14 protein-coding genes, 2 tRNA genes and 1 pseudogene are annotated in these 20,994 nt (G+C 71.4%); 1 reads left to right on the top strand and 16 read right to left on the bottom strand.

Annotated features, from left to right (window positions below; translation table 11 throughout):
- Nucleotide 1: 1 nt before the first annotated feature.
- Genes ACE3QY_RS00720 through ACE3QY_RS00700 form a run of 5 tightly spaced genes read right to left on the bottom strand, consistent with a single transcriptional unit; the run spans nucleotide 2 to nucleotide 3,645 of the window.
- Nucleotides 2-829: a patatin-like phospholipase family protein gene (locus ACE3QY_RS00720; protein WP_374454088.1), complete on the bottom strand. Its 828-nt coding sequence runs from the start codon at nucleotides 827-829 to the stop codon at nucleotides 2-4.
- Nucleotides 830-838: 9 nt separating this feature from the next.
- Nucleotides 839-1,219: a DUF3817 domain-containing protein gene (locus ACE3QY_RS00715; RefSeq protein WP_374454087.1), complete on the bottom strand. Its 381-nt coding sequence runs from the start codon at nucleotides 1,217-1,219 to the stop codon at nucleotides 839-841.
- 24 nt (nucleotides 1,220-1,243) lie between these two features.
- On the bottom strand, nucleotides 1,244-1,981 hold the full coding sequence (locus tag ACE3QY_RS00710) for an SURF1 family protein (protein WP_374454086.1): 738 nt from the start codon (nucleotides 1,979-1,981) through the stop codon (nucleotides 1,244-1,246).
- A 38-nt stretch (nucleotides 1,982-2,019) separates the two neighbouring features.
- On the bottom strand, nucleotides 2,020-3,258 hold the full coding sequence (locus ACE3QY_RS00705; protein WP_374454085.1) for an RNA polymerase sigma factor: 1,239 nt from the start codon (nucleotides 3,256-3,258) through the stop codon (nucleotides 2,020-2,022).
- A gap of 54 nt (nucleotides 3,259-3,312) precedes the next feature.
- Nucleotides 3,313-3,645, bottom strand: coding sequence for a YciI family protein (locus tag ACE3QY_RS00700; RefSeq protein WP_374454084.1), 333 nt, complete (start codon nucleotides 3,643-3,645; stop codon nucleotides 3,313-3,315).
- A 176-nt stretch (nucleotides 3,646-3,821) separates the two neighbouring features.
- Between ACE3QY_RS00700 and ACE3QY_RS00695 the strand changes: the two genes are divergently transcribed.
- Nucleotides 3,822-9,581 (top strand): Ig-like domain-containing protein, encoded by a 5,760-nt coding sequence (locus ACE3QY_RS00695; protein WP_374454083.1) that lies wholly within the window; start codon nucleotides 3,822-3,824, stop codon nucleotides 9,579-9,581.
- Between the two features lie 3 nt (nucleotides 9,582-9,584).
- On the opposite strand, the gene leuE is transcribed toward ACE3QY_RS00695, so the two are convergent.
- From leuE to dnaN, 11 genes and pseudogenes are all read right to left on the bottom strand, one after another.
- Nucleotides 9,585-10,256: a leucine efflux protein LeuE gene (gene leuE / locus ACE3QY_RS00690; protein WP_374454082.1), complete on the bottom strand. Its 672-nt coding sequence runs from the start codon at nucleotides 10,254-10,256 to the stop codon at nucleotides 9,585-9,587.
- A 173-nt stretch (nucleotides 10,257-10,429) separates the two neighbouring features.
- Nucleotides 10,430-10,505: transfer RNA gene (locus tag ACE3QY_RS00685), tRNA-Ala, on the bottom strand.
- A gap of 30 nt (nucleotides 10,506-10,535) precedes the next feature.
- Nucleotides 10,536-10,661 (bottom strand): DLW-39 family protein, encoded by a 126-nt coding sequence (locus ACE3QY_RS00680; protein ID WP_310249737.1) that lies wholly within the window; start codon nucleotides 10,659-10,661, stop codon nucleotides 10,536-10,538.
- A 42-nt stretch (nucleotides 10,662-10,703) separates the two neighbouring features.
- Nucleotides 10,704-10,777 (bottom strand) — tRNA-Ile (locus ACE3QY_RS00675).
- A gap of 95 nt (nucleotides 10,778-10,872) precedes the next feature.
- Nucleotides 10,873-11,433 carry a DUF3566 domain-containing protein gene (locus ACE3QY_RS00670; RefSeq protein ID WP_374454081.1) on the bottom strand — a complete coding sequence of 187 codons (561 nt, stop codon included), beginning with the start codon at nucleotides 11,431-11,433 and terminating at the stop codon, nucleotides 10,873-10,875.
- Between the two features lie 3 nt (nucleotides 11,434-11,436).
- Nucleotides 11,437-14,175 (bottom strand): DNA gyrase subunit A, encoded by a 2,739-nt coding sequence (gyrA, locus tag ACE3QY_RS00665; protein ID WP_374454080.1) that lies wholly within the window; start codon nucleotides 14,173-14,175, stop codon nucleotides 11,437-11,439.
- A 175-nt stretch (nucleotides 14,176-14,350) separates the two neighbouring features.
- Nucleotides 14,351-16,459: a DNA topoisomerase (ATP-hydrolyzing) subunit B gene (gyrB, locus tag ACE3QY_RS00660; protein WP_374454902.1), complete on the bottom strand. Its 2,109-nt coding sequence runs from the start codon at nucleotides 16,457-16,459 to the stop codon at nucleotides 14,351-14,353.
- Between the two features lie 416 nt (nucleotides 16,460-16,875).
- Entirely contained in the window at nucleotides 16,876-17,427 is a 552-nt protein-coding gene (locus ACE3QY_RS00655) for a DUF721 domain-containing protein (protein WP_374454079.1), read from the bottom strand.
- Nucleotides 17,417-18,550 (bottom strand): DNA replication/repair protein RecF, encoded by a 1,134-nt coding sequence (recF, locus tag ACE3QY_RS00650; protein WP_374454078.1) that lies wholly within the window; start codon nucleotides 18,548-18,550, stop codon nucleotides 17,417-17,419. The genes ACE3QY_RS00655 and recF overlap by 11 nt, the downstream gene beginning before the upstream one ends.
- Before the next feature lie 7 nt (nucleotides 18,551-18,557).
- A pseudogene (gene gnd / locus ACE3QY_RS00645) lies at nucleotides 18,558-19,538 on the bottom strand (phosphogluconate dehydrogenase (NAD(+)-dependent, decarboxylating)); the annotation flags it as partial.
- Between the two features lie 36 nt (nucleotides 19,539-19,574).
- Nucleotides 19,575-20,711 carry a DNA polymerase III subunit beta gene (gene dnaN, locus ACE3QY_RS00640; protein ID WP_374454077.1) on the bottom strand — a complete coding sequence of 379 codons (1,137 nt, stop codon included), beginning with the start codon at nucleotides 20,709-20,711 and terminating at the stop codon, nucleotides 19,575-19,577.
- Nucleotides 20,712-20,994: the final 283 nt, after the last annotated feature.

The raw sequence follows: 20,994 nt of genomic DNA, 5'->3' as shown, positions 1-20,994 counted from the left end.
GCTAGTCGCCCAGCGCTTCGTCGAGGTAGGCGCGCGAGGCGTCGTACGTCGCGTCGATCCGGGCCTGCACGCTCTCGAAGTCGCGGTAGGCGCGGAGCGAGTCGTCGCGGGCCGAGGTCCCGGCGGCCGGCAGGACGTGGGCCTCCACGCCGTCGGGGATGGTCGCCATGTCGCGCATGAAGCGGTGCCGGCGGGCGACCTCGAAGCTGACCCGGGCCACCTCCCACGGCTTGCTCGGGGCCTTCAGCGGCCGGTCGATGCGACCGACCTGGAGGACGAAGACGCGCGTGGCGCCGAGCTCGACGGCGCGGCCGACGGGGATCGAGTTCACCAGGCCGCCGTCGAGGAAGTGCTCGCCGTCGACCTCGGCCGGCGGGAGCAGGCCGGGCACGGCGGCGCTGGCCAGGATCGCCGGGACGATCGGGCCCGAGGTGAACCAGTGCTCGGCGGCACGCTCGATGCTGGCCGCGCACACGCCGAAGGTGACCGGCAGGTCCTCGAAGCGGGTCTCGCCGAACTCCTCCTCCAGCCGGAGCCGCAGCGGCTTGGAGGAGTAGATGTGCGTGCCGGTGGACATGGCCCGCCGGACCGTGCGCAGCGGGCGGTCGCCGTACACCTCCCGGCCCTGCGCGGTCGCCGCCCACAGCTCGGTGAGCCGGTCCACCACCGCGACCTCGGGCTGGCGCGCGACCATCGCGCCGTTGAGCGCGCCGACGCTGGTGCCCAGCACGAGGTCGGGGACGATCCCGCGCTCGAGCAGGGCGCGCAGCATGCCGACCTCGACGGCGCCCAGGACACCGCCGCCGCCGAGCACGAACGCGGTGGTCACAGCACGACCCTAGGCCAGCTCGGGGTGCTCCGCCCGGACACGCTGGGTGGCGCGGTGCTCGGCCCAGAAGGACAGGAGCGGGATGGTGCCGCAGACGAGGGTGATGATCGTGAAGGGGAAGTCCCAGCCTGCCCGGCGCGAGAGCAGGAAGGCGCTGAACAGGAAGATCATGTAGAGCCAGCCGTGGGCGATGCCGAGGTAGGTCGTGATCAGCTCACCGAGGCGCTGGGCGTCCGAGCCGGTCGACACCCACGCCGGGGTGCTGTCGAAGACGCCCCACATCGGGGAGCCGTCGAAGTTGGCCAAGGGGACGCCGATCAGGCAGAGCACCACGAGCAGGACACCGACGACGGTGGCCATGACGCGGTACGCGGTGAGGTTGCGGGACACGGCCGTCAAGATATCCGGCGCCACCTACCCGGCCACGGGCTGGTCGACCTCGGCGACCTCGGGGGCGGTCGCGTCGCGGCGCCAGCGCCACCAGATGAAGGCGGCGAACGCCCCGAAGACCCACCACTCGAAGGCGTAGAGCAGGTTGCGGACGCCGGTGAAGCGGCCCGGCTCGGGCAGTGCCGCGAGCTCGGCGGGCTCCAGTCCCGGCGCGGGCTGCTGGCTGATCAGGTAGGCGGAGTAGAGGTCGACGTCGACCCTCTGGACCGCGTCGGCGACGCGGATCTCGGGGAAGACGTCGTCATCGGCGTCGTCGTCGGTGACCAGGCTGCCCTCCGGTGCCTGGATCCAGCCGACCACGTCCGCGTCGCCGGTGGCCTCGAGCAGCGTCTCGTCGGGCTCCGCCGCCCACCCGCGCACGACGAGCACCGCGGCGTCGCCGACGCGCAGCGGGGCGACGGCCCAGTAGCCGTCCGTGCCGCCGTAGGTCCGGTCCGCGACCCAGAAGCCGCCGTCGAGCCACTCGCCCGCGGCCTCGACCGGACGGCCCAGGTCGGGCGCGGGGAAAGGGTCGTCGCTGCCCATCACGTCCTCGAGCGGGACGGGCGCGACGCCGGTCAGGTCGCGCGCCTCGGCGTCGCGGTGCGCCTGCCAGGCGTCGTACTGCCACGTCCCGAGCCAGCCGGCGATGCCGACGAGCACGAGCGCGAGGACCGCTGCGCCGAGGTCGGTCAGCAGGCCGGGTCGGCGGGGGGCGGTCACGGGCTCGATTGTCCCAGCCGCCCGGTGACCACCCGGCCTCAGGTCGCGAGCTCGTCCCGCCGCCGCGTGAGGTACGCCGCCTCGGCGGTGTTGCCGGCCAGCCCGATCGCCCGGTCGTAGGCCGCCCGGGCCTCCGGGCTGCGGCCCAGGCGGCGCAGCAGGTCGGCCCGGGTCGCGTGGAAGGCGTGGTAGCCGTCGAGGTCGCCGGCGAGCGCGTCGACCAGCGCGAGCGCCACCTGCGCACCGTCGAGCTCGGCCACCGCGATCGCCCGGTTGAGCACGACCACGGGTGAGGGGTCGAGCAGGAGCAGCTGGTCGTAGAGCGCGACGACCTGGGACCAGTCGGTGGCCCGGGCGTCGGGGGCGTCGGTGTGGACGGCGTTGATGGCGGCCAGGACCTGGTAGCGGCCCGGTGGCCTTCCCGAGGCCAGCCGGGCGCGGACGAGGGCGTGCCCCTCCGCGACCAGGGTCCGGTCCCACGCCCCGCGGTCCTGCTGGTCGAGGGTGACCAGCTCCCCGGAGGCCGAGACGCGCGCCGGGCGGCGCGCCTCGATGAGCAGCATCAGGGCGAGGAGGCCGGCGACCTCGCCCTCGTCGGGGAGCAGCCCGGCGACGAGCCGGGTGAGCCGGATCGCCTCGCCGGTCAGGTCCGCACGCACGGGGTCGGCCTCGGCGCTGCTGGCGAGGTAGCCCTCGTTGAAGACGAGGTAGAGGACGGTCAGCACGCCGTCGAGGCGCGCGGGCAGGTCCGCGGCCTCGGGCACGCGGTAGGGGATGCCGGCGGCCTTGATCTTGGCCTTCGCCCGGGTGATCCGCTGGGCCATCGTCGTCTCCTGGACGAGGAAGGCGCGGGCGATCTCGGCGACGGTGAGGCCGCCGACCATGCGGAGCGTCAGGGCGATGCGGGCCTCGGGCGCCAGCGCGGGGTGGGCGCAGGTGAAGACCAGGCGGAGCCGTTCGTCCTCGATCGCACCCGTCGGGTCGGGTGGTCCGGAGAGCTGGTGGTCGAGCATGTGGGCCTGCTTCTGCTTGTCGCCGCGCTTGGCCTCGCGGCGCACCCGGTCCAGCGCCTTGTTGCCGGCCGTCGTGGTCAGCCACCCCCCGGGGTTGGGAGGCACGCCGTCGGCCGGCCAGCGCTCGACGGCGACGGCGAACGCCTCGGCCGCCGCCTCCTCGGCGATGTCGAGGTCACCGAAGCGGCGGGTGAGCGAGGCCACGATCCGGGCCCACTCCTCGCGGTGGACCTTGGCTACGACCTCGTGGGCGGGCTCGCTCACGGCCACCTGCTGGTTGACGTGCGAGCGCAGCGAGCCTCGAACACTGCGACCACGTCAGGCGAGCCCGTCGAAGGGCCGGACCTCGATCTTGCGGTGGCAGGCGCGCGACGCGTCCGCGGACAGCGCGAGGGCCACGTCGAGGTCGTCGGCCTCGACCACCCAGAAGCCCGCGAGGTACTCCTTGGACTCCACGAACGGTCCGTCCGTGAAGACCGCGTCGCCGCCGCGGCTGTCGGTGACGGTCGCGTGCTCGGGCGAGGTCAGGCCGCCACCGAAGACCCAGCGTCCCTCGGCCTTGAGCCGCTCGTTGAAGGCGTCGACCGCGCCCGGGGCCGAGTCGTCGACCTCGTGGGCGGTGTCCCCGACGACGGTGAAGAGGTAGTGCATGGCAGTCATCTCCCGCGGTGCGCGGCCACCCCTGCTGGGTGGCCTCTCACGACTACCACGAACGGGCTGCCGCCGATACGACACGAGCGCGGCGCGGTTCCACCGCGACCCCCCGTTTGGGGTAACTCCCGACCGAACGGGAGGCGCGGGGCGGCTGCAAGAGGACCTTGACGCGCATGACCCCCAGTCGTCGTCCCGAGCCCGGGAAGCGGACCGGCGGTGCCCGCGCGCGGCACGCGGTCCAGCTCCTGCTCTCGCTGCTCCTCGCCCTGACCGGGTTGATGGTGCTCGCGCCGGCCTCGCAGGCGGCCCTGCACAACCCGATCCCGATGAACTCCGACGAGGAGCCCGACGACCAGTTCACCGACGACGACGCGCTGTTCGTCTACGTCACCTCCGACATCAAGGGTGGTCGGGTCTGCATCGTCGAGGCGACCGTCGAGGACCCGGCCAGCGGGAGCTGCGACCGGCCGGCCTGGGGATCGCCCAACGACATCGTCGGGCTCGGCAGCATCATCCAGCCCATCGAGGGACCGACCCTCCTGCCCGGCACGTGGCGGATCCTGGCCGAGGACTCGGAGGGCACCCCGACCGCGGTGAGCGTCGAGTTCACCGTCACCAGCTGCTTCGACTGCTCGCGCGAGCCCGCGCTCGCCAAGATGCGCGAGTGGAAGGACCGCGCCGAGCAGATGCGTACCGGCGTCGGCCTGGCCTGCGTCGGCTTCGCGCTCAAGGACGCCGCCGACAGCGTCACCGCGGCCCGCGGCAAGATCAAGAAGGCCCAGCAGCGCGCCGACCGCTACGAGGCGGGCGAGGTCGGCTTCGCGGCGACGATCATCCCGGCCGCCGGGGGATTGATGGGTTTCGCGTTCCCGTCGTTCGACGCGATCGGCGCCGGCCAGGACAAGGCCATGGAGATCCTCCACGACCTGTCGTGTGCGACCGCGGCCATGTACGCCGACATCGTCGCCGACCCGCCCGACCCGGACTTCGAGGCCGTGCCGACGCCGTCCTTCGCCACCATCGGAACCTCGGCGTCGCCGGTGCTCGACGAGCTGATGGCGGCCCTGGACCGGCAGTCGGCCTTCGCCGAGGTGTCGCTGTCGGCCTACGAGAAGTACCTCGGCGCCGTCGAGGCGGGCGACGACGAGGCTGCCGCCACCCAGCTGCGCGCAGCCGGACGCTACGCCCTCTCGCAGGCCACGCAGATGCGGCGCAGCGCTGACGCGCTCACGGCGTACGCCGACCTGTTCCGCTCCGCCGACGACTTCACCGGTCCCCTGGTCACGCCCGAGGAGTGGACGGTGATCAAGGGGGCCTACGACCGGGTCCGGCAGCAGGGCTTCGCACCGGAGGAGACCGCCGCCCTCACCGCTGCGGGCCGCACGCCCGCGCAGATCGAGGCGATCCGCTCGCACTTCGAGGTGCCTCTGGGTGGCTTCGACCCCGCCACCTCGCTGGTCGGCCAGCTCGACGCACTCGCGACGACGACGGATGCCGCGGTGGTGGGCTTCGACGAGTTCGGTCGCGAGGCGATCGCGGTCGCGGCGCGGATCGAGGGCCCGGTGCAGCCGCCCAACACACCGCCGGTCGCCGCCCCCTTGACCCTCACGGTCGAGCGCGACACCTCCCTGCCGATCACCCTGTCCGGCACCGACGCCGACGGAGACCCGCTCACCTACCAGGTCGTCGATCCGCCGACCCTCGGCACGTTGCAGGGCAGCGGAGCGCAGCGGACCTACGTGCCCAACGCCGGCACCGTGGGCCAGGACTCCTTCACCTACCGCGTCCACGACGGCACGGTCGGCTCCGACCCGGCCACCGTCTCCATCACGATCACCCCGCCGACGCCGGTCAACCGGCCCCCGATCGCGGTCTCCCAGACCGTGAACGTCGACCAGGGCCAGGCGTTCGCGAACCCGTTCTACGGCTACGACCCCGACGGACAGCCGGTGACGTACGACGTCGTGACGCCTCCGACGTACGGCACCCTCACCCAGGACGGCGGCGTGTGGACGTACACGCCGAACGCGGGCTTCCGCGGCACCGACGGCGCGGTCTTCACCGCCTCCGACGGCACGCTGACCTCGGACCCGGCGGTGACGACCTTCAAGGTCGGCAACCCCGACGGGTTGTCGGTGGGCAACGAGATCTTCACGGTCGGGCGCGGGCTGACCCTGACGGCCGACGTCCTGGCCAACGACACCTCACCCAACGGCAACGTGCACCTGGTCTCCTCGACGCCGGCGAGCGACGGCACCGCGACCTGCGCCCTCGGGCTCGGCACCTGCAGCTACACCGCCGACGGCACCGCGACGACCGACAGCTTCACCTACACAGTGGAGGACGGTGCCGGTCAGCGCGCGGTGGGCACGGTCACCGTGACGATCGTCGACGACAACCGGTCCCCGGTCATCACCGGCGCCGACACCGCGACCGCGGACGAGGGCTCGCCGTTCCCGTACTCCTACACCGCGAGCGACCCGGACGGCGCGATCGTGTCGGCGGAGTGGACCGCGGCCGGTGGCTACTCCGGCGCCTACCCGCCCAGCTTCCCCGACGAGGGCACCTACACGGCGACGCTCACGGTCACCGACAACCGCGGTGCCTCGACCTCCAAGGACGTCCGGGTCACCGTGGTCAACCGCCCGCCGTCGTTCGCCCCGAGCGTCCACAACGGCCGCTGGGTGCGGGGCCGGCCGCTCGCGATGAGCGTCTTCGCCTGGGACCCCGGCCCGCAGGACGTCCTCACCACGACGTGGGACTTCGGCGACGGACAGCAGGCGACCGGCTCGTCCGTCGAGCACGCGTGGGCGGACAACGGCACCTACCCGGTGACCGTCACTGTGTCCGACGGCGACGGCGGCAGCGTCGAGCAGGTGGTGGCGACGATCATCATCAGGGACGTCGTGCTCGACGCCGGGCCCACCGTCAGCGGCGACGAGGGCGCCGCACTGGCCTTCGACTTCACCGGCTCGACCGCGCCCGACAGCGCCCTCGTCTACACGGTCGACTGGGGCGACGGACGCACCGAGCCCTGGCCAGGCGGGACCATCGAGCACCGCTACGCCTCGCCCGGCAGCTACGAGGTGCAGCTCTCCGCCGTCGACCACAGCGACGGCGGGAAGGTGTTCACCGACACCACGGCGGCCACGGTCGCCAACCTCGCCCCGACCCGGGCCGCCGTCGCCGAGCACGCCGTCGGCCGGACCGGCGAACCCCTCGGCTTCCGGGCCTACTGGAGCGACCCGGGCGGACCCGACCCCGCGTCCGTCGTCACCTGGGCCTTCGGGGACGGCGGCACCGCCACCGGCCGGACCGCCGAGCACGCCTGGTCCGCGGCCGGCACGTACGACGTCACGGTGACGGTCACCGAGGTGGACGGCAAGCGCGTCACCCGGACCGAGCAGGTCCACGTGCTCGGCGACGTCGACCGCACCCCGTCCTCGGCGGGCCGCGAGTTCTGGGTGACCTTCGACGCCAACTACCTGAGCACCGAGGACTCGGCGCTGACCCTCTTCATCGCCTCGTCCACCGCGACCAGCGGGGTCGTGGAGGTGCCCGGCCTGCTGGAGGAGCTCCCCTTCACCGTCGCGGCGAACGACGTGACGGCGGTGTCCCTGCCCATCGACGTACGCGCCGGGGTGAAGGACACCAACGCCCAGCGGGTCGAGCCGCTCGCGGTGCACGTGGTGGCCGACGACGCGGTGACCGTCTACGGGCTCAACCGCCAGAAGTACACGACCGACGCGTTCCTGGCCGTGCCGGTCACCGCCACCGGGACCCGCTACCGGGTCGTGGACTACGAGTTCGGCCTCGCACCCGTGGTCGGCATCGTGGCCACCGAGGGCCGGACGACCGTGACGATCGATCCCCCCTCGCCGGCGCTCGAGACCCACACCGTGCAGCTCGAGCTGGGCGAGGTCTTCGAGTGGGAGACCAACACGACGCAGACCATGACCGGGGCCCTCATCACCGCCGACCGTCCGGTCTCGGTCTACGGCGCCAACCGCTGCGCCAACATCCCCGGCGGCTTCGGCTACTGCGACCACATCGTCGAGCAGCTGATCCCGACCAGCACCTGGGGACGGTCCTTCGCCAGCATGCCGCTCGCCGGGCGCACGCAGGACACCTTCCGCGTGGTGGCCGACGAGGACGGCACGGTCGTCACCGTCGCCGACTCCACGGGCAGCCGCGACGTCACGCTCGCCGGTGGTGAGTTCCACGAGTTCCTCAGCGGCCGGCCGCAGTCGATCACTGCCACCAAGCCGATCAGCGTGGCCCAGTACTCCAACGGCTCAGCCTTCGACGACACCGTGTCCGACCCGTTCATGGTGCTCGTGCCGGCGCTCGAGCAGGGCTACACCAGCTCGGTGTTCTCCACGCCGACGACGGGCTTCCGTGCCCACCACGTGAACCTGACCGCGCCGACAACGCGCGTGGGCGACGTACGCCTCGACGGAGCAGCCGTCCCTGACGGCGCGTGGCGGCCGATCCCGGGCACGACGTACTCCGGCGCGGTGGTCGACATCGGGGCCGGCATCCACCGGGTCACCTCGCCCGTTCCCGTCGGGACCGTCGTCTACGGCTTCGACGAGTACGACTCCTACGGCTTCCCCGGCGGCTTCCGGCTCGCGCGGGTGGCCGAGGCCAACCAGCTCTCGCTGTCACCGGCGGCACCGTCCGGCCTGGTCGGTCGCGAGCTGTGTGCCACCGCCCGGCTCGCCGACCAGGACGGCACCGGCATCGCCGGGGCGCGCGTCGACCTCACCACCACCGGCGCCGTCACCGACGAGCGCTCGCTCGTGACCGGCGCGGACGGCGGGGCCTCGTACTGCCTGACGTCGCAGACCGCCGGCGCCGCCGCGGTGCGGGCGGCCTCGTCCGGACTGACCGCGGAGGCGACGTTCACCTGGACCGAGCCGCCGGTCAACCAGGCGCCGACCGCGACGCCCGCGACCCTCACCACGCCGCAGGACACCGCCCTGCCCCTCACCCTCGCCGGCACCGACCCCGAGGACGACCCGCTCACCTTCGCGATCGCCGCCCAGCCCGCGCACGGCACGCTGACCGGGTCGGGCGCCACGCGCACCTACACGCCCGACCCCGGCTGGTTCGGGCCCGACTCCTTCACCTTCACCGTCGCCGACGCCACCCACACCTCGGCGCCCGCCACGGTCTCGATCACGGTGGAGCGGGTCACGCCTCCGCCGCCCCCACCTCCGCCGCCCCCACCTCCGCCGCCACCGCCGCCGCCTCCTCCTCCTCCGCCTCCGCCGCCGCCGGTGGTCGTGGCACCGACCCTGGACACCGTCGTCTCCGCCGACACCAAGAAGCCGACGGACTCGATCACCGCGTCGAAGCTCGACACCGCCGGGGCGAACGAGCTGCTCGTCGCCTACGTGTCCTTCGACGGACCCCAGGCACCGACGCAGCAGGTCAAGAGCCTGCGCAGCGACGACCTCACCTGGACCCGCGAGGCCAGGGCCAACCAGACGTGGGGCAGCACCGAGGTCTGGACGGCGTACGCCACCAAGCGGGTGAGGGACGTGCAGGTGAAGGCCGTCTTCAAGCACCGCGGCTACACCGGCACGATCACCGTCGCCGCCTACGCCGGCGCGGCGCCCGAGGTCGGCGTCGCCTCAGCGACCGGCATCTCGTCGGAGGCGAAGGTGGTCATCACGCCACGGTCGGCCTCGTCGCTCGTCTGGTCGGTCGGCCACAACTGGAGCACGAGCACCGCCCCGCGGCTGCCTGACGGCCACGACTGGGTGCACAAGTTCCACAGCAGGCAGGTCGACGACTACTTCTGGGTCCAGCGGCGTACGACGCCCACGACCTCCACGACCGCGCTCACGCTGCGCAACCCCGGGCTGCGCAAGAACGACCGGTGGCAGCTGGTGGCGGTGGAGATCCGGCCCGCCGGGTCAGGGTGAGCGTCAGGCTGAGGCGAGGGCGAGCTTCACGGCGAACCCGACGAAGACCGCGCCCACCGCCGAGGTGGCGCCGGCGGAGAGCGCCTTGCGACGCCGGAACGCCTCGGCGAGGTGGGTGCCGCTGACGATGAGGACGCTGAGGTACGCCGCGCTGGCGATCGTGGCCAGCGTCCCGAGCGCCAGGAACGAGATCGCCGGGTGGGCGTAGGCCGGGTCGACGAACTGCACGAAGAACGCCACGAAGAACAGGATCGCCTTCGGGTTGAGCAGGCTGATCACCAGCGCCCGGCGGTAGGGCCGCTCACCGCGCGCCTTCGGCTCCACGCCCGCCTCGACGGTCGCGTCGGCCAGCTGCTCGGCGACCGTCCGCCGCGAGCGCCACATGCCCCACGCCGCGCGCAGCATGCCGATCGCGAGCCACAGCAGGTACGACGCACCCGCCCACTTCACGACGCCGAACGCCGCCTCGTTGGCCTGCAGCAGCGAGGCCACACCGGCCGCGGACAGCGTCATCAGCACCGCGTCGCCGGTCCACACGCCCGCCGCCGCGGCGTACCCGCTGCGCACCCCGCGCCGGGCGGCGACGGAGAGGACGTAGAGCGAGTTCGGACCGGGCAGCAGCACGATCAGGATGAGGCCGACGAGGTAGGTCGGGAGGTCGGTGATGCCCAGCACGGCTCCAGTGTGGGGCCGTCGCCACGCGGGCGGTGACGAATACCGAGGGATGGGCGCGAGGTCACATCCGGGTGGTGGAGCCTAGGGGACTCGAACCCCTAACCCCCTGCTTGCAAAGCATCGACGGCAGAGCCGCTACCAATTGCGCCCCTTGGCGCACTTCGGTGAGCGAGTGGTGGAGCCTAGGGGACTCGAACCCCTAACCCCCTGCTTGCAAAGCAGGTGCGCTACCAATTGCGCCAAGGCCCCTCGCGGGTGGCGCCGGGAGCGCCGGGAGGGTCAGGCCTTGTCGACGGTGTCGGTGGCCTCGGCCCAGAGGGCCTGCTCGTTCTTGCCCTCGTCCATCTTCTTCTTCGCGAACGCGGCGCCGGCGGCGGCGAGCAGGACCAGCAGGAGCTTCTTCACGGGAACTCTCCTCGAGATCACTCGGTCGAGAATGGGATGGAGTGGGCCTAACAGGACTTGAACCTGTGACCTCTTCCTTATCAGGGAAGCGCTCTAACCGTCTGAGCTATAGGCCCGCACTCGCCGCACGAGCGGCGACGCCGAAGATTACCTGACCCGCCTCGACCGTTGCCAATCGAGGGCTGGTCGAAAGCTGATCGAGGCGGTCAGCTCACTTCTCGTCCTCGGCGAGGGTGACCTCGATGCCGCCCAGGAGGGCGGCGGCGAGGTTGTAGAGGAACGCCGTCAGGGTGGCGATCGCGGTGATCAGCACGACGTCGAGCACCGAGACCAGCAGGGTGAATCCGAGCACCCGGGACATGCCGACGTAGTCGGTCACGTCGAAGGTCGAGTTGCCACTGTCGCCCTCGACGATGCTGGCGACCGCCGAGTTGATCGAGTCCCACACGCCGGCGGCGCCGAGCACCGACCACACCATGAAGATCGCGACGAACGTGACCACGCCGAAGGCGACCGAGAGCAGGAACGACGTCTTCATCACCGACCAGGGGTCGATCCGCGTCAGCCGCAGCCGGGCCCGCCGCGGCTGGCGGCCGGGCGACCGGGTGCGCCGGCCCTTGGAGCCGGCCCCGGGTGCCGCGTTGGCGCGGTGCTCCTGGGCAGCGCTGGAGAGCGTGTCCTGCATGCGCTCGGTGAACGACCGGCGGGCGGGCTCAGGGGCGGACGTACGACGGGTTGCCTCGCGAGAGCTGGGCGCGGTGCGGTCCGACATGGATCACTCCTCGGTGGTCTCGTCGGGGGTCTCGGGGGAGGCTTCGTCAGCCTCCTGACCCTCGATTGTTGCACCGTCGGCCACAACGGGCGATTCCTCGATCTGGGTGGTGCCGTCCTCGGCGGTGGCCTCGGAGTCGCCGTTGCCGTCCTCCTCGGAGACCTTCGCCTCGACCGACCGGGCCACCACGGCGACCGTGTCGCCCGACTTCGGCGTCACGAACTTCACGCCCATCGTGGAGCGTCCGGTCGGGCGGAAGTTGGCGTCGATCGGGCTGCGCACGACCTGACCGCCGCTGGTGATCGACAGGACCTCGTCGTCCTCCTCGACGATGAAGGCGCCGACCAGGCCGCCGCGGTCCTCGTTGGCCAGCGACATCGCCTTGATGCCGATGCCGCCGCGGGACTGGAGGCGGTAGTCGCTGATCCGGCTGCGCTTGGCGAAGCCGCCGTCGGTGATCGTGAAGACGTACTGCTCCTTCACGTCGGGCAGGTCGCCCGGCGCGGTCGACTCGCCGGCCTCCTCGGCGCGGTGCTCGGCGGCCTCCTCGGCCGCGACCTGGGCGGCGCGGATGACCGACATCGAGAGCAGCGAGTCGCCGTCGCGGAACTTCATGCCGCGCACACCACCGGTCGCGCGACCCATCGGGCGCAGCTGCTCGTCGTCGGCCTTGAAGCGGATCGACTGGCCCTTGCGGGAGACGAGCAGGATGTCGTCGTCCTCGTTGACCAGCTCGGCGCCGATGAGCTCGTCGTCGTCCTCGCGGAAGTTGATCGCGATGACGCCGGCCTGGCGCGGGCTGTTGTAGTCGCCCAGCTTGGTCTTCTTGACCAGGCCGGTGCGGGTGGCGAGCACGAGGTAGGGGGCCTGGTCGTAGTCGCGGATCGCCAGCACCTGGGCGATGTCCTCGTCGGGCTGGAAGCTCAGCAGGCCGGCGACGTGGCCGCCCTTCGCGTCGCGCGCCGCCTCGGGCAGGTTGTAGGCCTTGGTCCGGTAGACCCGGCCGGCCGTGGTGAAGAACAGCAGCCAGTGGTGGTTGGTGGTGGCGATGAAGTGCTGCACCACGTCGTCACCGCGCAGGGTCGCGCCGCGCACGCCCTTGCCGCCGCGCTTCTGCAGGCGGTACTGGTCGGCGCGGGTGCGCTTGGCGTAGCCGCCGCGGGTGATCGAGACGACGAGGTCCTCGTCGGGGATCAGGTCCTCCATCGAGAGGTCGCCGTCGGCGGCGATGATCTGCGTACGCCGCTCGTTGCCGTACTTGTCGACGATCTCGGCGAGCTCGTCGGAGACGATCTGCCGCTGGCGGGTCTCGTTGGCGAGGATGTCCTCGAGGTCGGCGATCACGCGCTCGAGCTCGGCGAGGCGGTCCATGATCTTCTGGCGCTCGAGGGCGGCCAGGCGGCGCAGCTGCATCTCGAGGATGGCGTTGGCCTGGATCTCGTCGATCTCGAGGAGGTCCATCAGCCCGGTGCGGGCCTGGTCGACGTCGGGGCTGTTGCGGATCAGCGCGATGACCTCGTCGAGGGCGTCGAGCGCCTTGACCAGGCCGCGGTAGACGTGGGCCTGGCGCTCGGCCTCGGCGAGGCGGAAGCGCGTGCGCCGCTGGATGACCTCGATCTGGTGGGTCACCCAGTTGCTGATGAAGGCGTCGATGCTGAGCGTGCGGGGCACACCGTCGACGAGCGCCAGCATGTTGGCCGAGAAGTTGCTCTGCAGCTCGGTGTGCTTGAAGAGGTTGTTGAGCACGACCCGGGCCACGGCGTCGCGCTTGAGCACCACGACCAGGCGCTGGCCGGTGCGCGAGGAGGTGTCGTCGCGGACGTCGGAGATGCCCTGGACACGACCGGAGTCGGCGAGCTCGGCGATCTTCAGCGCGAGGTTGTCGGGGTTGACCATGTAGGGGAGCTCGCTGATGACGAGCATCGTGCGGCCCTTGCTGTCCTCGTCGATCTCCACGACCGCGCGCTGGGTGATCGAGCCGCGGCCGGTGCGGTAGGCCTGCTCGATGCCCTGGCGACCGACGATCAGGGCGCCGTTGGGGAAGTCGGGGCCCTTGATCCGCTCGAGGAGGGCCTCCTGCAGCTCCTCCTTGGTGGCGTCGGGGTGCTGGAGCGCCCACGTCGCGCCCTCGGCGACCTCGATGAGGTTGTGCGGCGGGATGTTGGTCGCCATGCCGACCGCGATGCCGGCCGAGCCGTTGACCAGGAGGTTGGGGAACCGGCTGGGCAGGATGGTCGGCTCCTGCGAGCGACCGTCGTAGTTGGGCTGGAAGTCGACGGTGTCCTCGTCGATGTCGCGGACCATCTCCATGGCCAGCGGCGCCATCCGGCACTCGGTGTATCGCATGGCGGCGGCGGAGTCGTTGCCCGGCGAGCCGAAGTTGCCCTGGCCGTTGATCAGCGGCGCGCGCATCACCCAGGGCTGCGCGAGCCGGACCATGGTGTCGTAGATCGCCGAGTCGCCGTGGGGGTGGTACTGACCCATCACGTCACCGACGACGCGCGAGCACTTGGAGAAGCCGCGGTCGGGGCGGTAGCCGCCGTCGTACATCGCGTAGAGGATCCGGCGGTGCACCGGCTTGAGCCCGTCGCGTACGTCGGGGAGCGCGCGCCCGACGATGACGGTCATCGCGTAGTCGATGTAGGACTGCTGCATCACCGTCTGCAGCTCGACCTGCTGCACGCGGTCGCCGCCGTCGCCGTCGCCGGGACCGGTGGTGGTGTCGGTGGGGATCTCAGTCATGATTCGGCTTTCTCGACTTGTCTAGTGGAAGTCTTAGAAACAGCGATACGCGGCTATGCCGGCAGGAGGCGCGAGGTGCGTGCGATCGCAAGGCGGAGGAGCGAAGGCGACCTTTGAGCGGAGCGGGTCGTCGAGCGACGACAACGCAGCGAGCGTGCGTGCATCGCGCCTCCTGTCAGATATCGAGGAATCGCACGTCCTTTGCGTTGCGCTGGATGAAGGAACGGCGCTGCTCGACGTCCTCGCCCATCAGGATCGAGAAGATCTCGTCGGCGTGGGCGGCGTCCTCCAGCGTCACCTGCTTCATCAGGCGGGCAGAGGGATCCATCGTGGTCTCCCACAGCTCGTCGGCGTTCATCTCGCCGAGACCCTTGTAGCGCTGGACCGGGTTCTCCTTGGGGAGCTTGCGGCCCTGGGCCAGGCCGTCGCGCATCAGCGCGTCGCGCTCGGCGTCGGAGTAGACGAACTCGTGCTCGGCCGGCTTGTTCCACCGCAGGCGGTAGAGCGGGGGCTGCGCCATGAAGACGTAGCCGTGCTCGATCAGCGGCTTCATGAACCGGAACAGCAGGGTCAGCAGCAGCGTGTTGATGTGGTGGCCGTCGACGTCGGCGTCGGCCATCAGCACGATCTTGTGGTAGCGCAGCTTCTCGAGGTTGAACTCCTCGTGGATGCCGGTGCCGAGCGCGGAGATGATCGCCTGGACCTCGGTGTTGCCGAGGACCTTGTCGATGCGGGCCTTCTCGACGTTGAGGATCTTGCCGCGGATCGGCAGGATCGCCTGGATGCGCGGGTCGCGGCCCTGGCGTGCGGAGCCACCGGCCGAGTCACCCTCGACGATGAAGACCTCGCACTCCTCGGGGTTGGTCGACTGGCAGTCGCTGAGCTTGCCGGGGAGGCCGCCGCCGCCGAGCAGGCCCTTGCGGGAGCGGGCCAGGTCGCGTGCCTTGCGGGCCGCGATCCGGGCGGACGCCGCGGCCTGCGCCTTGCGGATGATGTCCTTGCCCTCGTTGGGGTTCTGCTCGAGCCAGGCGCCGAGCTGGTCGTTGACGATGCGCTGGGTGAAGCCCTTGGCCTCGGTGTTGCCGAGCTTGGTCTTGGTCTGGCCCTCGAACTGCGGCTCGCTGAGCTTGATCGAGATGATCGCGGTCAGGCCCTCGCGGATGTCGTCGCCGGAGACCCGGTCCTCGCGCTTCTTGATCAGGCCCCACTCCTCGCCCCAGTTGTTGACCAGGGAGGTCAGCGCGGCGCGGAAGCCCTCTTCGTGGGTGCCGCCCTCGTGGGTGTTGATGTTGTTGGCGAAGGTGTGGACCGACTCGGTGTAGGTCCGGTTCCACTGCATGGCGAGCTCGAGGCTCATGTGCTGGCCGCTCGCGCCCTCGGCGGTCTCGGCCTCGAAGGAGATGACCGTCGGGTTGGCCGCCTCCTTGCGTCGGTTGAGGTGCTCGACGTAGTCGACGAGGCCGCGGTCGTAGCGGAAGACCTGCTCCAGACCGCCGCCCTCGCCGCGCTTCATCGCGTCGTGGGCGGCGCTGTCGACCTCGTTGGCGATGGTGTCGTCCTCGACCGCGTCGATGATCGCGTCGGCCTGCGCGCGCTCGTCGCGCACGACGAACTCGACGCCCTTGTTGAGGAACGCCATCTCGCGGATGCGCGAGGTGATGGTCTCCAGGCTGTAGTTGGTGTGCTCGAAGATGTCCTCGGAGGCGTACCAGGTCACGGTCGTGCCGGTGCCCTCGCCGTCCTCCATCGGGCGGACCTGCTCGAGGTCGGCGTCGGGGACACCGAGCTGGAAGGACTGGCGCCACAGGTGGCCGCGGTTCCGCACCTCGGCGACGAGCCGGGTGGACAGTGCGTTGACGACCGAGACGCCCACGCCGTGCAGTCCGCCGGAGACCTTGTAGCCGCCGCCACCGAACTTGCCGCCCGCGTGGAGCATGGTCAGCGCCATGGTGAGCGCCGGCATCTCCTGGCCGGGTGCGGTGTCGGTCGGGATGCCGCGGCCGTTGTCCTCGACCCGCACGCCGCCGTCGGCCTGCAGGGTGAGCGAGATCTTCGTGGCGAAGCCGGCCAGCGCCTCGTCGACGCCGTTGTCCACGATCTCCCAGATCAGGTGGTGCAGGCCGCGCTCGCCGGTGGAGCCGATGTACATGCCGGGGCGCTTGCGCACGGCCTCGAGCCCCTCGAGGACCTGGATCGCGGAGGCGTCGTACTCGGTGCCCTCGTCGACGGCGGTGTTGGAGCGCTTCTCGACCGCGTCCTCGGCAGCCTCGACGGCCTCGGCCAGCGCGGCGGCGCGGTCGGCCTCGGTGGGGGAGTCGGGCTGTGCCTGTGGTGAAGGAGACTGGGGAGCGGAATCGGGGGTCGGAGCTGCGGTGGACTCGGGCTTCTCTTCGCTCAAGGCACGGCCTTCTTCTCGTCGCCCCCGGATCTCTGACCGAGGGCGGTCGACATGAGTCGAGTCGCTGCGGTTGCGGTGGCAACACGACGTGCGACTCGTGTCCTCATACTACCCGTCAGCGGCCCTGAACCGAAGGACACACCCCGGCCTGGGGAGGGATCCGCGCGAAAATGTGCCCTCAGGCGCCCCATGAGGCCGGTTCACAGGCCCGAACAGGGGGGCCGATGGGGCCCCCTAGGTCCGTGCGGCTCCCAGATCGGCAGATCGAGGCTCTCGCCGCGGGCTCGGGTCGGGTGTCCGGCTCAGCCGTAGGTGTCGCGTGGCCCGCGTCCGTCGCGGCTGGAGAGCCGGCCCTTGGTCCACGTCGGCAGGTGGGGGCCGAGCACCTCGATGAGGGTGACGGTGCCGTGCCCGAGCTCCTCGTTGAGGCGGCGTACGACGGTGGGGGCGAGCAGCTTGAGCTGGGTCGCCCAGGCGGTCGAGTCGGTGCGGACCACGAGCCTGCCGTCGGCGAACGACTCCGGCGTGCAGTGCGCGGCGACCTCGTCGCCGACCAGCTCGGCCCAGCGGCCGAAGACACCCTGGACCTTGAGGTCGAGCTCCCAGCCGTGCTGGGCGACGAAGCGCCCGAGCGCGCTGTCCAGCGGCTGGGGGTCGCGGTCATCGGGCCGCGCGCCCGACGCCTTCGCGGTCGTACGCCGCTGGGCGGGCGCGGACCTGCGGCGCTTGGCCGGCGTCCCGGGACTGGCCGCGGCCGCCCGGGCCGCGGCGCGCGCCAGGTCGAGGCCGTCGGGCTGGTGCTCGGCCACCTCCGGTGCCGGGTCCTCGCCAGGTCCGGTGTCGTCAGGCGTCACGGGTCACCTGCCCGTCGGCCACCACGAACCGCACTCCCTGCAGCGCCTCCGGCACGTCGGCGGCGACCGCCGCGGTGACGAGCACCTGCTCGGCACCGGCGACGAGCTGCGCCAGCTGGTTGCGTCGCTCGCCGTCGAGCTCGGCGAACACGTCGTCGAGCACCAGGATGGGGTCGTCGCCGTCGGCGCGGAGCAGGTCGTACGACGCGAGGCGCAGCGCGAGCGCGAACGACCACGACTCGCCGTGCGAGGCGTAGCCCTTGACCGGGAGCCGGAGGTCCGCGTTGCCGAGGGTGAGCAGCAGCTCGTCGCGGTGCGGTCCCACGAGCGAGATGCCGCGGTCGAGCTCGTCCTTGCGCCTGGTGGCGATGGCGTCGAGCAGTGCCTGCGGGAGGTCGCTGGTGCTGTCGACGTCGACGCTCGGCTTGTAGTCGAGGTCGGCGTCGTCGCGGCTCGCGCCGCGGGCCACCGCCTCGTAGGCCTTGCCGAGGTAGGGGCGCAGGTCCTCGACCAGCCGCAGCCGTGCGCCGAGGAGCTCGGCGCCGACCCGCGCGAGGTTGTCGTCCCAGATCTCGAGGGTCGACATCGCCGCGTCGCGCGAGCCGCCGCGCGCCACACCGGCGGTCTTGAGCAGGCTGTTGCGCTGCTTGAGGATCCGGTCGTAGTCGGACCGGACGCCGGCCAGGCGGGGCACGCGCAGGACCAGCAGGTCGTCGAGGAACTTCCGGCGGTCGGAGGGGTCGCCCTTGACCAGGGTCAGGTCGTCGGGAGCGAAGACGACGGTGCGCACCACGCCGATCAGCTCGCGGGGACGGGGGAGCGGCGAGCGGTTGATCCGCGCCCGGTTGGCGCGGCCGGGGTTGAGCTCGACCTCGAGCAGCGCCGTACGCCCCTCCTTCACGACGGACGCGCGGACGATCGCCTGGTCGGCCCCGGCCCGCACGAGTGGCGTGTCGGTCGCGACCCTGTGGGAGGACAGGCGGGAGAGGTAGTCGATCGCCTCGACGAGGTTGGTCTTGCCCTGGCCGTTGCGGCCGATGAAGGCCGTCGCCCCCGGCTCCAGCGCCACGTCGATGTCGGCGTAGGAGCGGAAGTCGTGCAGGGTCAGGTGCGCGACGTGCAACGAATTCCTAGCTCTCGCCCGGTTCCTCGGCGCTGCCGGCGCCGGCCTGCTTCGCGGTCTCCGACTGCTCCGCGCCCGCACTGCCCTCGGCGTCGCCGCCCTTGGGTGCGGGTGAGCGCACGGCGTGGCCGCCGAACTGGTTGCGCATCGCGGCCACGGCCTTCATGGTCGGGGAGTCGTCCTGGCGCGAGACGAACCGCGCGTAGAGCGCGGCGGTGATCGCGGGCGTCGCGACGGCGTGCTCGATGCCGGCCTCGACGGTCCAGCGTCCCTCGCCGGAGTCCTCGGCGTAGCCGGAGATCTTGCTCAGCCCGGGGTCGTCGTCGAGGGCGTTGACCATCAGGTCGAGGAGCCACGAGCGGATGACCGTGCCCTCGCGCCAGGAACGGAAGACCTCGGTGACGTTGTCGGTGAGGTCGGCGGCCTCGAGCAGCTCCCAGCCCTCGGCGTACGCCTGCATGATGGCGTACTCGATGCCGTTGTGGACCATCTTGGAGAAGTGGCCGGCGCCGACCTTGCCTGCGTGGACCGAGCCGAACTCGCCCTCCGGCTTGAGGGCGTCGAAGGCCGGCTGCACCTTGGCGATGTCGTCGGCGTCGCCGCCGTACATCAGGGCGTAGCCGTTCTCCAGGCCCCACACCCCACCGGAGACGCCGCAGTCGACGTAGCCGATGCCCTTCTCGGCGAGCAGCTCGGCGTTGGCGATGTCGTCGGTCCAGCGCGAGTTGCCGCCGTCGACCACCACGTCGCCCTCACCGAGCAGGCCGGCGAGCTCCTTGACGGTCGCCCGGGTCGGGTCGCCGGCGGGCACCATCACCCACACGACCTTCGGGCTCGGCAGCGCCTCGACGAGCGCCGACAGCGAGTCGACGTCGCTGACGTCGGGATTGCGGTCGTAGCCGACGACCGTGAGTCCGGCACGACGCATGCGCTCGCGCATGTTGCCGCCCATCTTGCCGAGGCCGATGAGTCCGATGTCCATACGTCGGAGCCTAGCCCTCTCCCAACGGTGGGCGAGCGGGCGTCAGCTCAGCAGGCGGCGCGGCATCAGGAGGTAGCGGAAGGAGCTGGTGTCGTCGTCGGCGTCGGTGCCGGAGATGACGACGGGCTTGGTCGCCTGGGTGAAGGCGAGGTCGACGAACTCCCCGTCGATGGCGGTCAGGCCGTCGAGGAGGAACTGCGGGTTGAAGCCCGTGGTCAGGTCGTCGCCGGTAATGTCGGCGTCGACGGCCTCGGTCGCCATCGCCTCGTCGCCGGAGCCGGCGTCGAGCACGATCTGGTTGTCGCCGAACTTCATCTGGACGGCAGTGTTGCGCTCGGCCACCAGGGCGACGCGCTTCACGGTCTCGATCAGCTCGGCCTTGTTGACCTTCGCGACGGTGAGGTGCTCGGCCGGGAAGAGCGAGCGGACCTTGGGGAACTCGCCGTCGAGCAGCCGCGTCGTCGTCCGGCGCACGCCGCCGAGGCCGGTGCCCTCGAAGCCGATGAGGCCCTCGCCGGTGCCGCCGGCGCTGAGCGCGATCGTGACCTCGGCGCCCGAGGTCAGCGACTTCGCGGTGTCGCCGAGCACCTTGGCCGGGACCAGCGCGGCGACCGACTCGTCGGGCGACTGGGGGTTCCAAGTGAGCTCGCGGTGCGAGAGGCGGAAGCGGTCGGTGGCGAGCAGCGCCATGGTGGAGCCGTCGATCTCGATCCGTACGCCGGTGAGCACGGGCAGCATGTCGTCGCGGCCGGCGGCCGTCACTGCCTGGGCGACGGCGTGGGCGAAGTCGGCGCTGGAGACGGTGCCGGTGGCCGACGGCATCTCGGGAAGCGTGGGGTAGTCCGAGACCGGCATGGTCTGGAGGCTGAAGCGGGCCGAGCCGCAGGTGAGCGAGACGCGCGGGCCGTCGAGGGTCAGCTCGACGGGCTTGGCGGGGAGGCTGCGGCAGATGTCGGCCAGCAGGCGGCCGCTGACCAGCGCCTTGCCCTCGTCGTTGACCTCGGCCGTGAGGGTCGCGCGTGCCGACGTCTCGTAGTCGAAGGTCGAGAGCACCAGGCCCGCGTCGCTGGCCTCGATCAGCAGTCCCGCCAGCACGGGCGAGCTGGGGCGGATCGGCAGGCTGCGGGCAGCCCAGGCGACGGCATCGGCGAAGACGTCGCGTTCGACGCGGAACTTCACAAGGGTCTCCTCGGGGAGAGGTGGTGCTGAGGGGGCAGGTCAACGGGCAGACAAGAAGACGCGCGCAGGCGCGTGGGAAGAGCATCCTGCCACGCGGTCCCGACACGGCGGGAGGGTTCTCCCCAGAGGGGGCGGTGTTCGATGTTCGTGGGAGATCGGATCAGTCTTCAGGTCCGTAGTTGTCATAGGGTCCGTGGAAACTGTGGACAACTCGTGTTTCCGCAGGTCAGGTGGCCGAAATCGTGTGCACACGGGGTGTGGATGCCCTGGGGGCGGGCTGTCG

This window comes from Nocardioides sp., from assembly GCF_041913365.1.
Classification (GTDB): domain Bacteria; phylum Actinomycetota; class Actinomycetes; order Propionibacteriales; family Nocardioidaceae; genus Nocardioides.
This window is presented reverse-complemented; position numbering and strand designations above follow the sequence as displayed.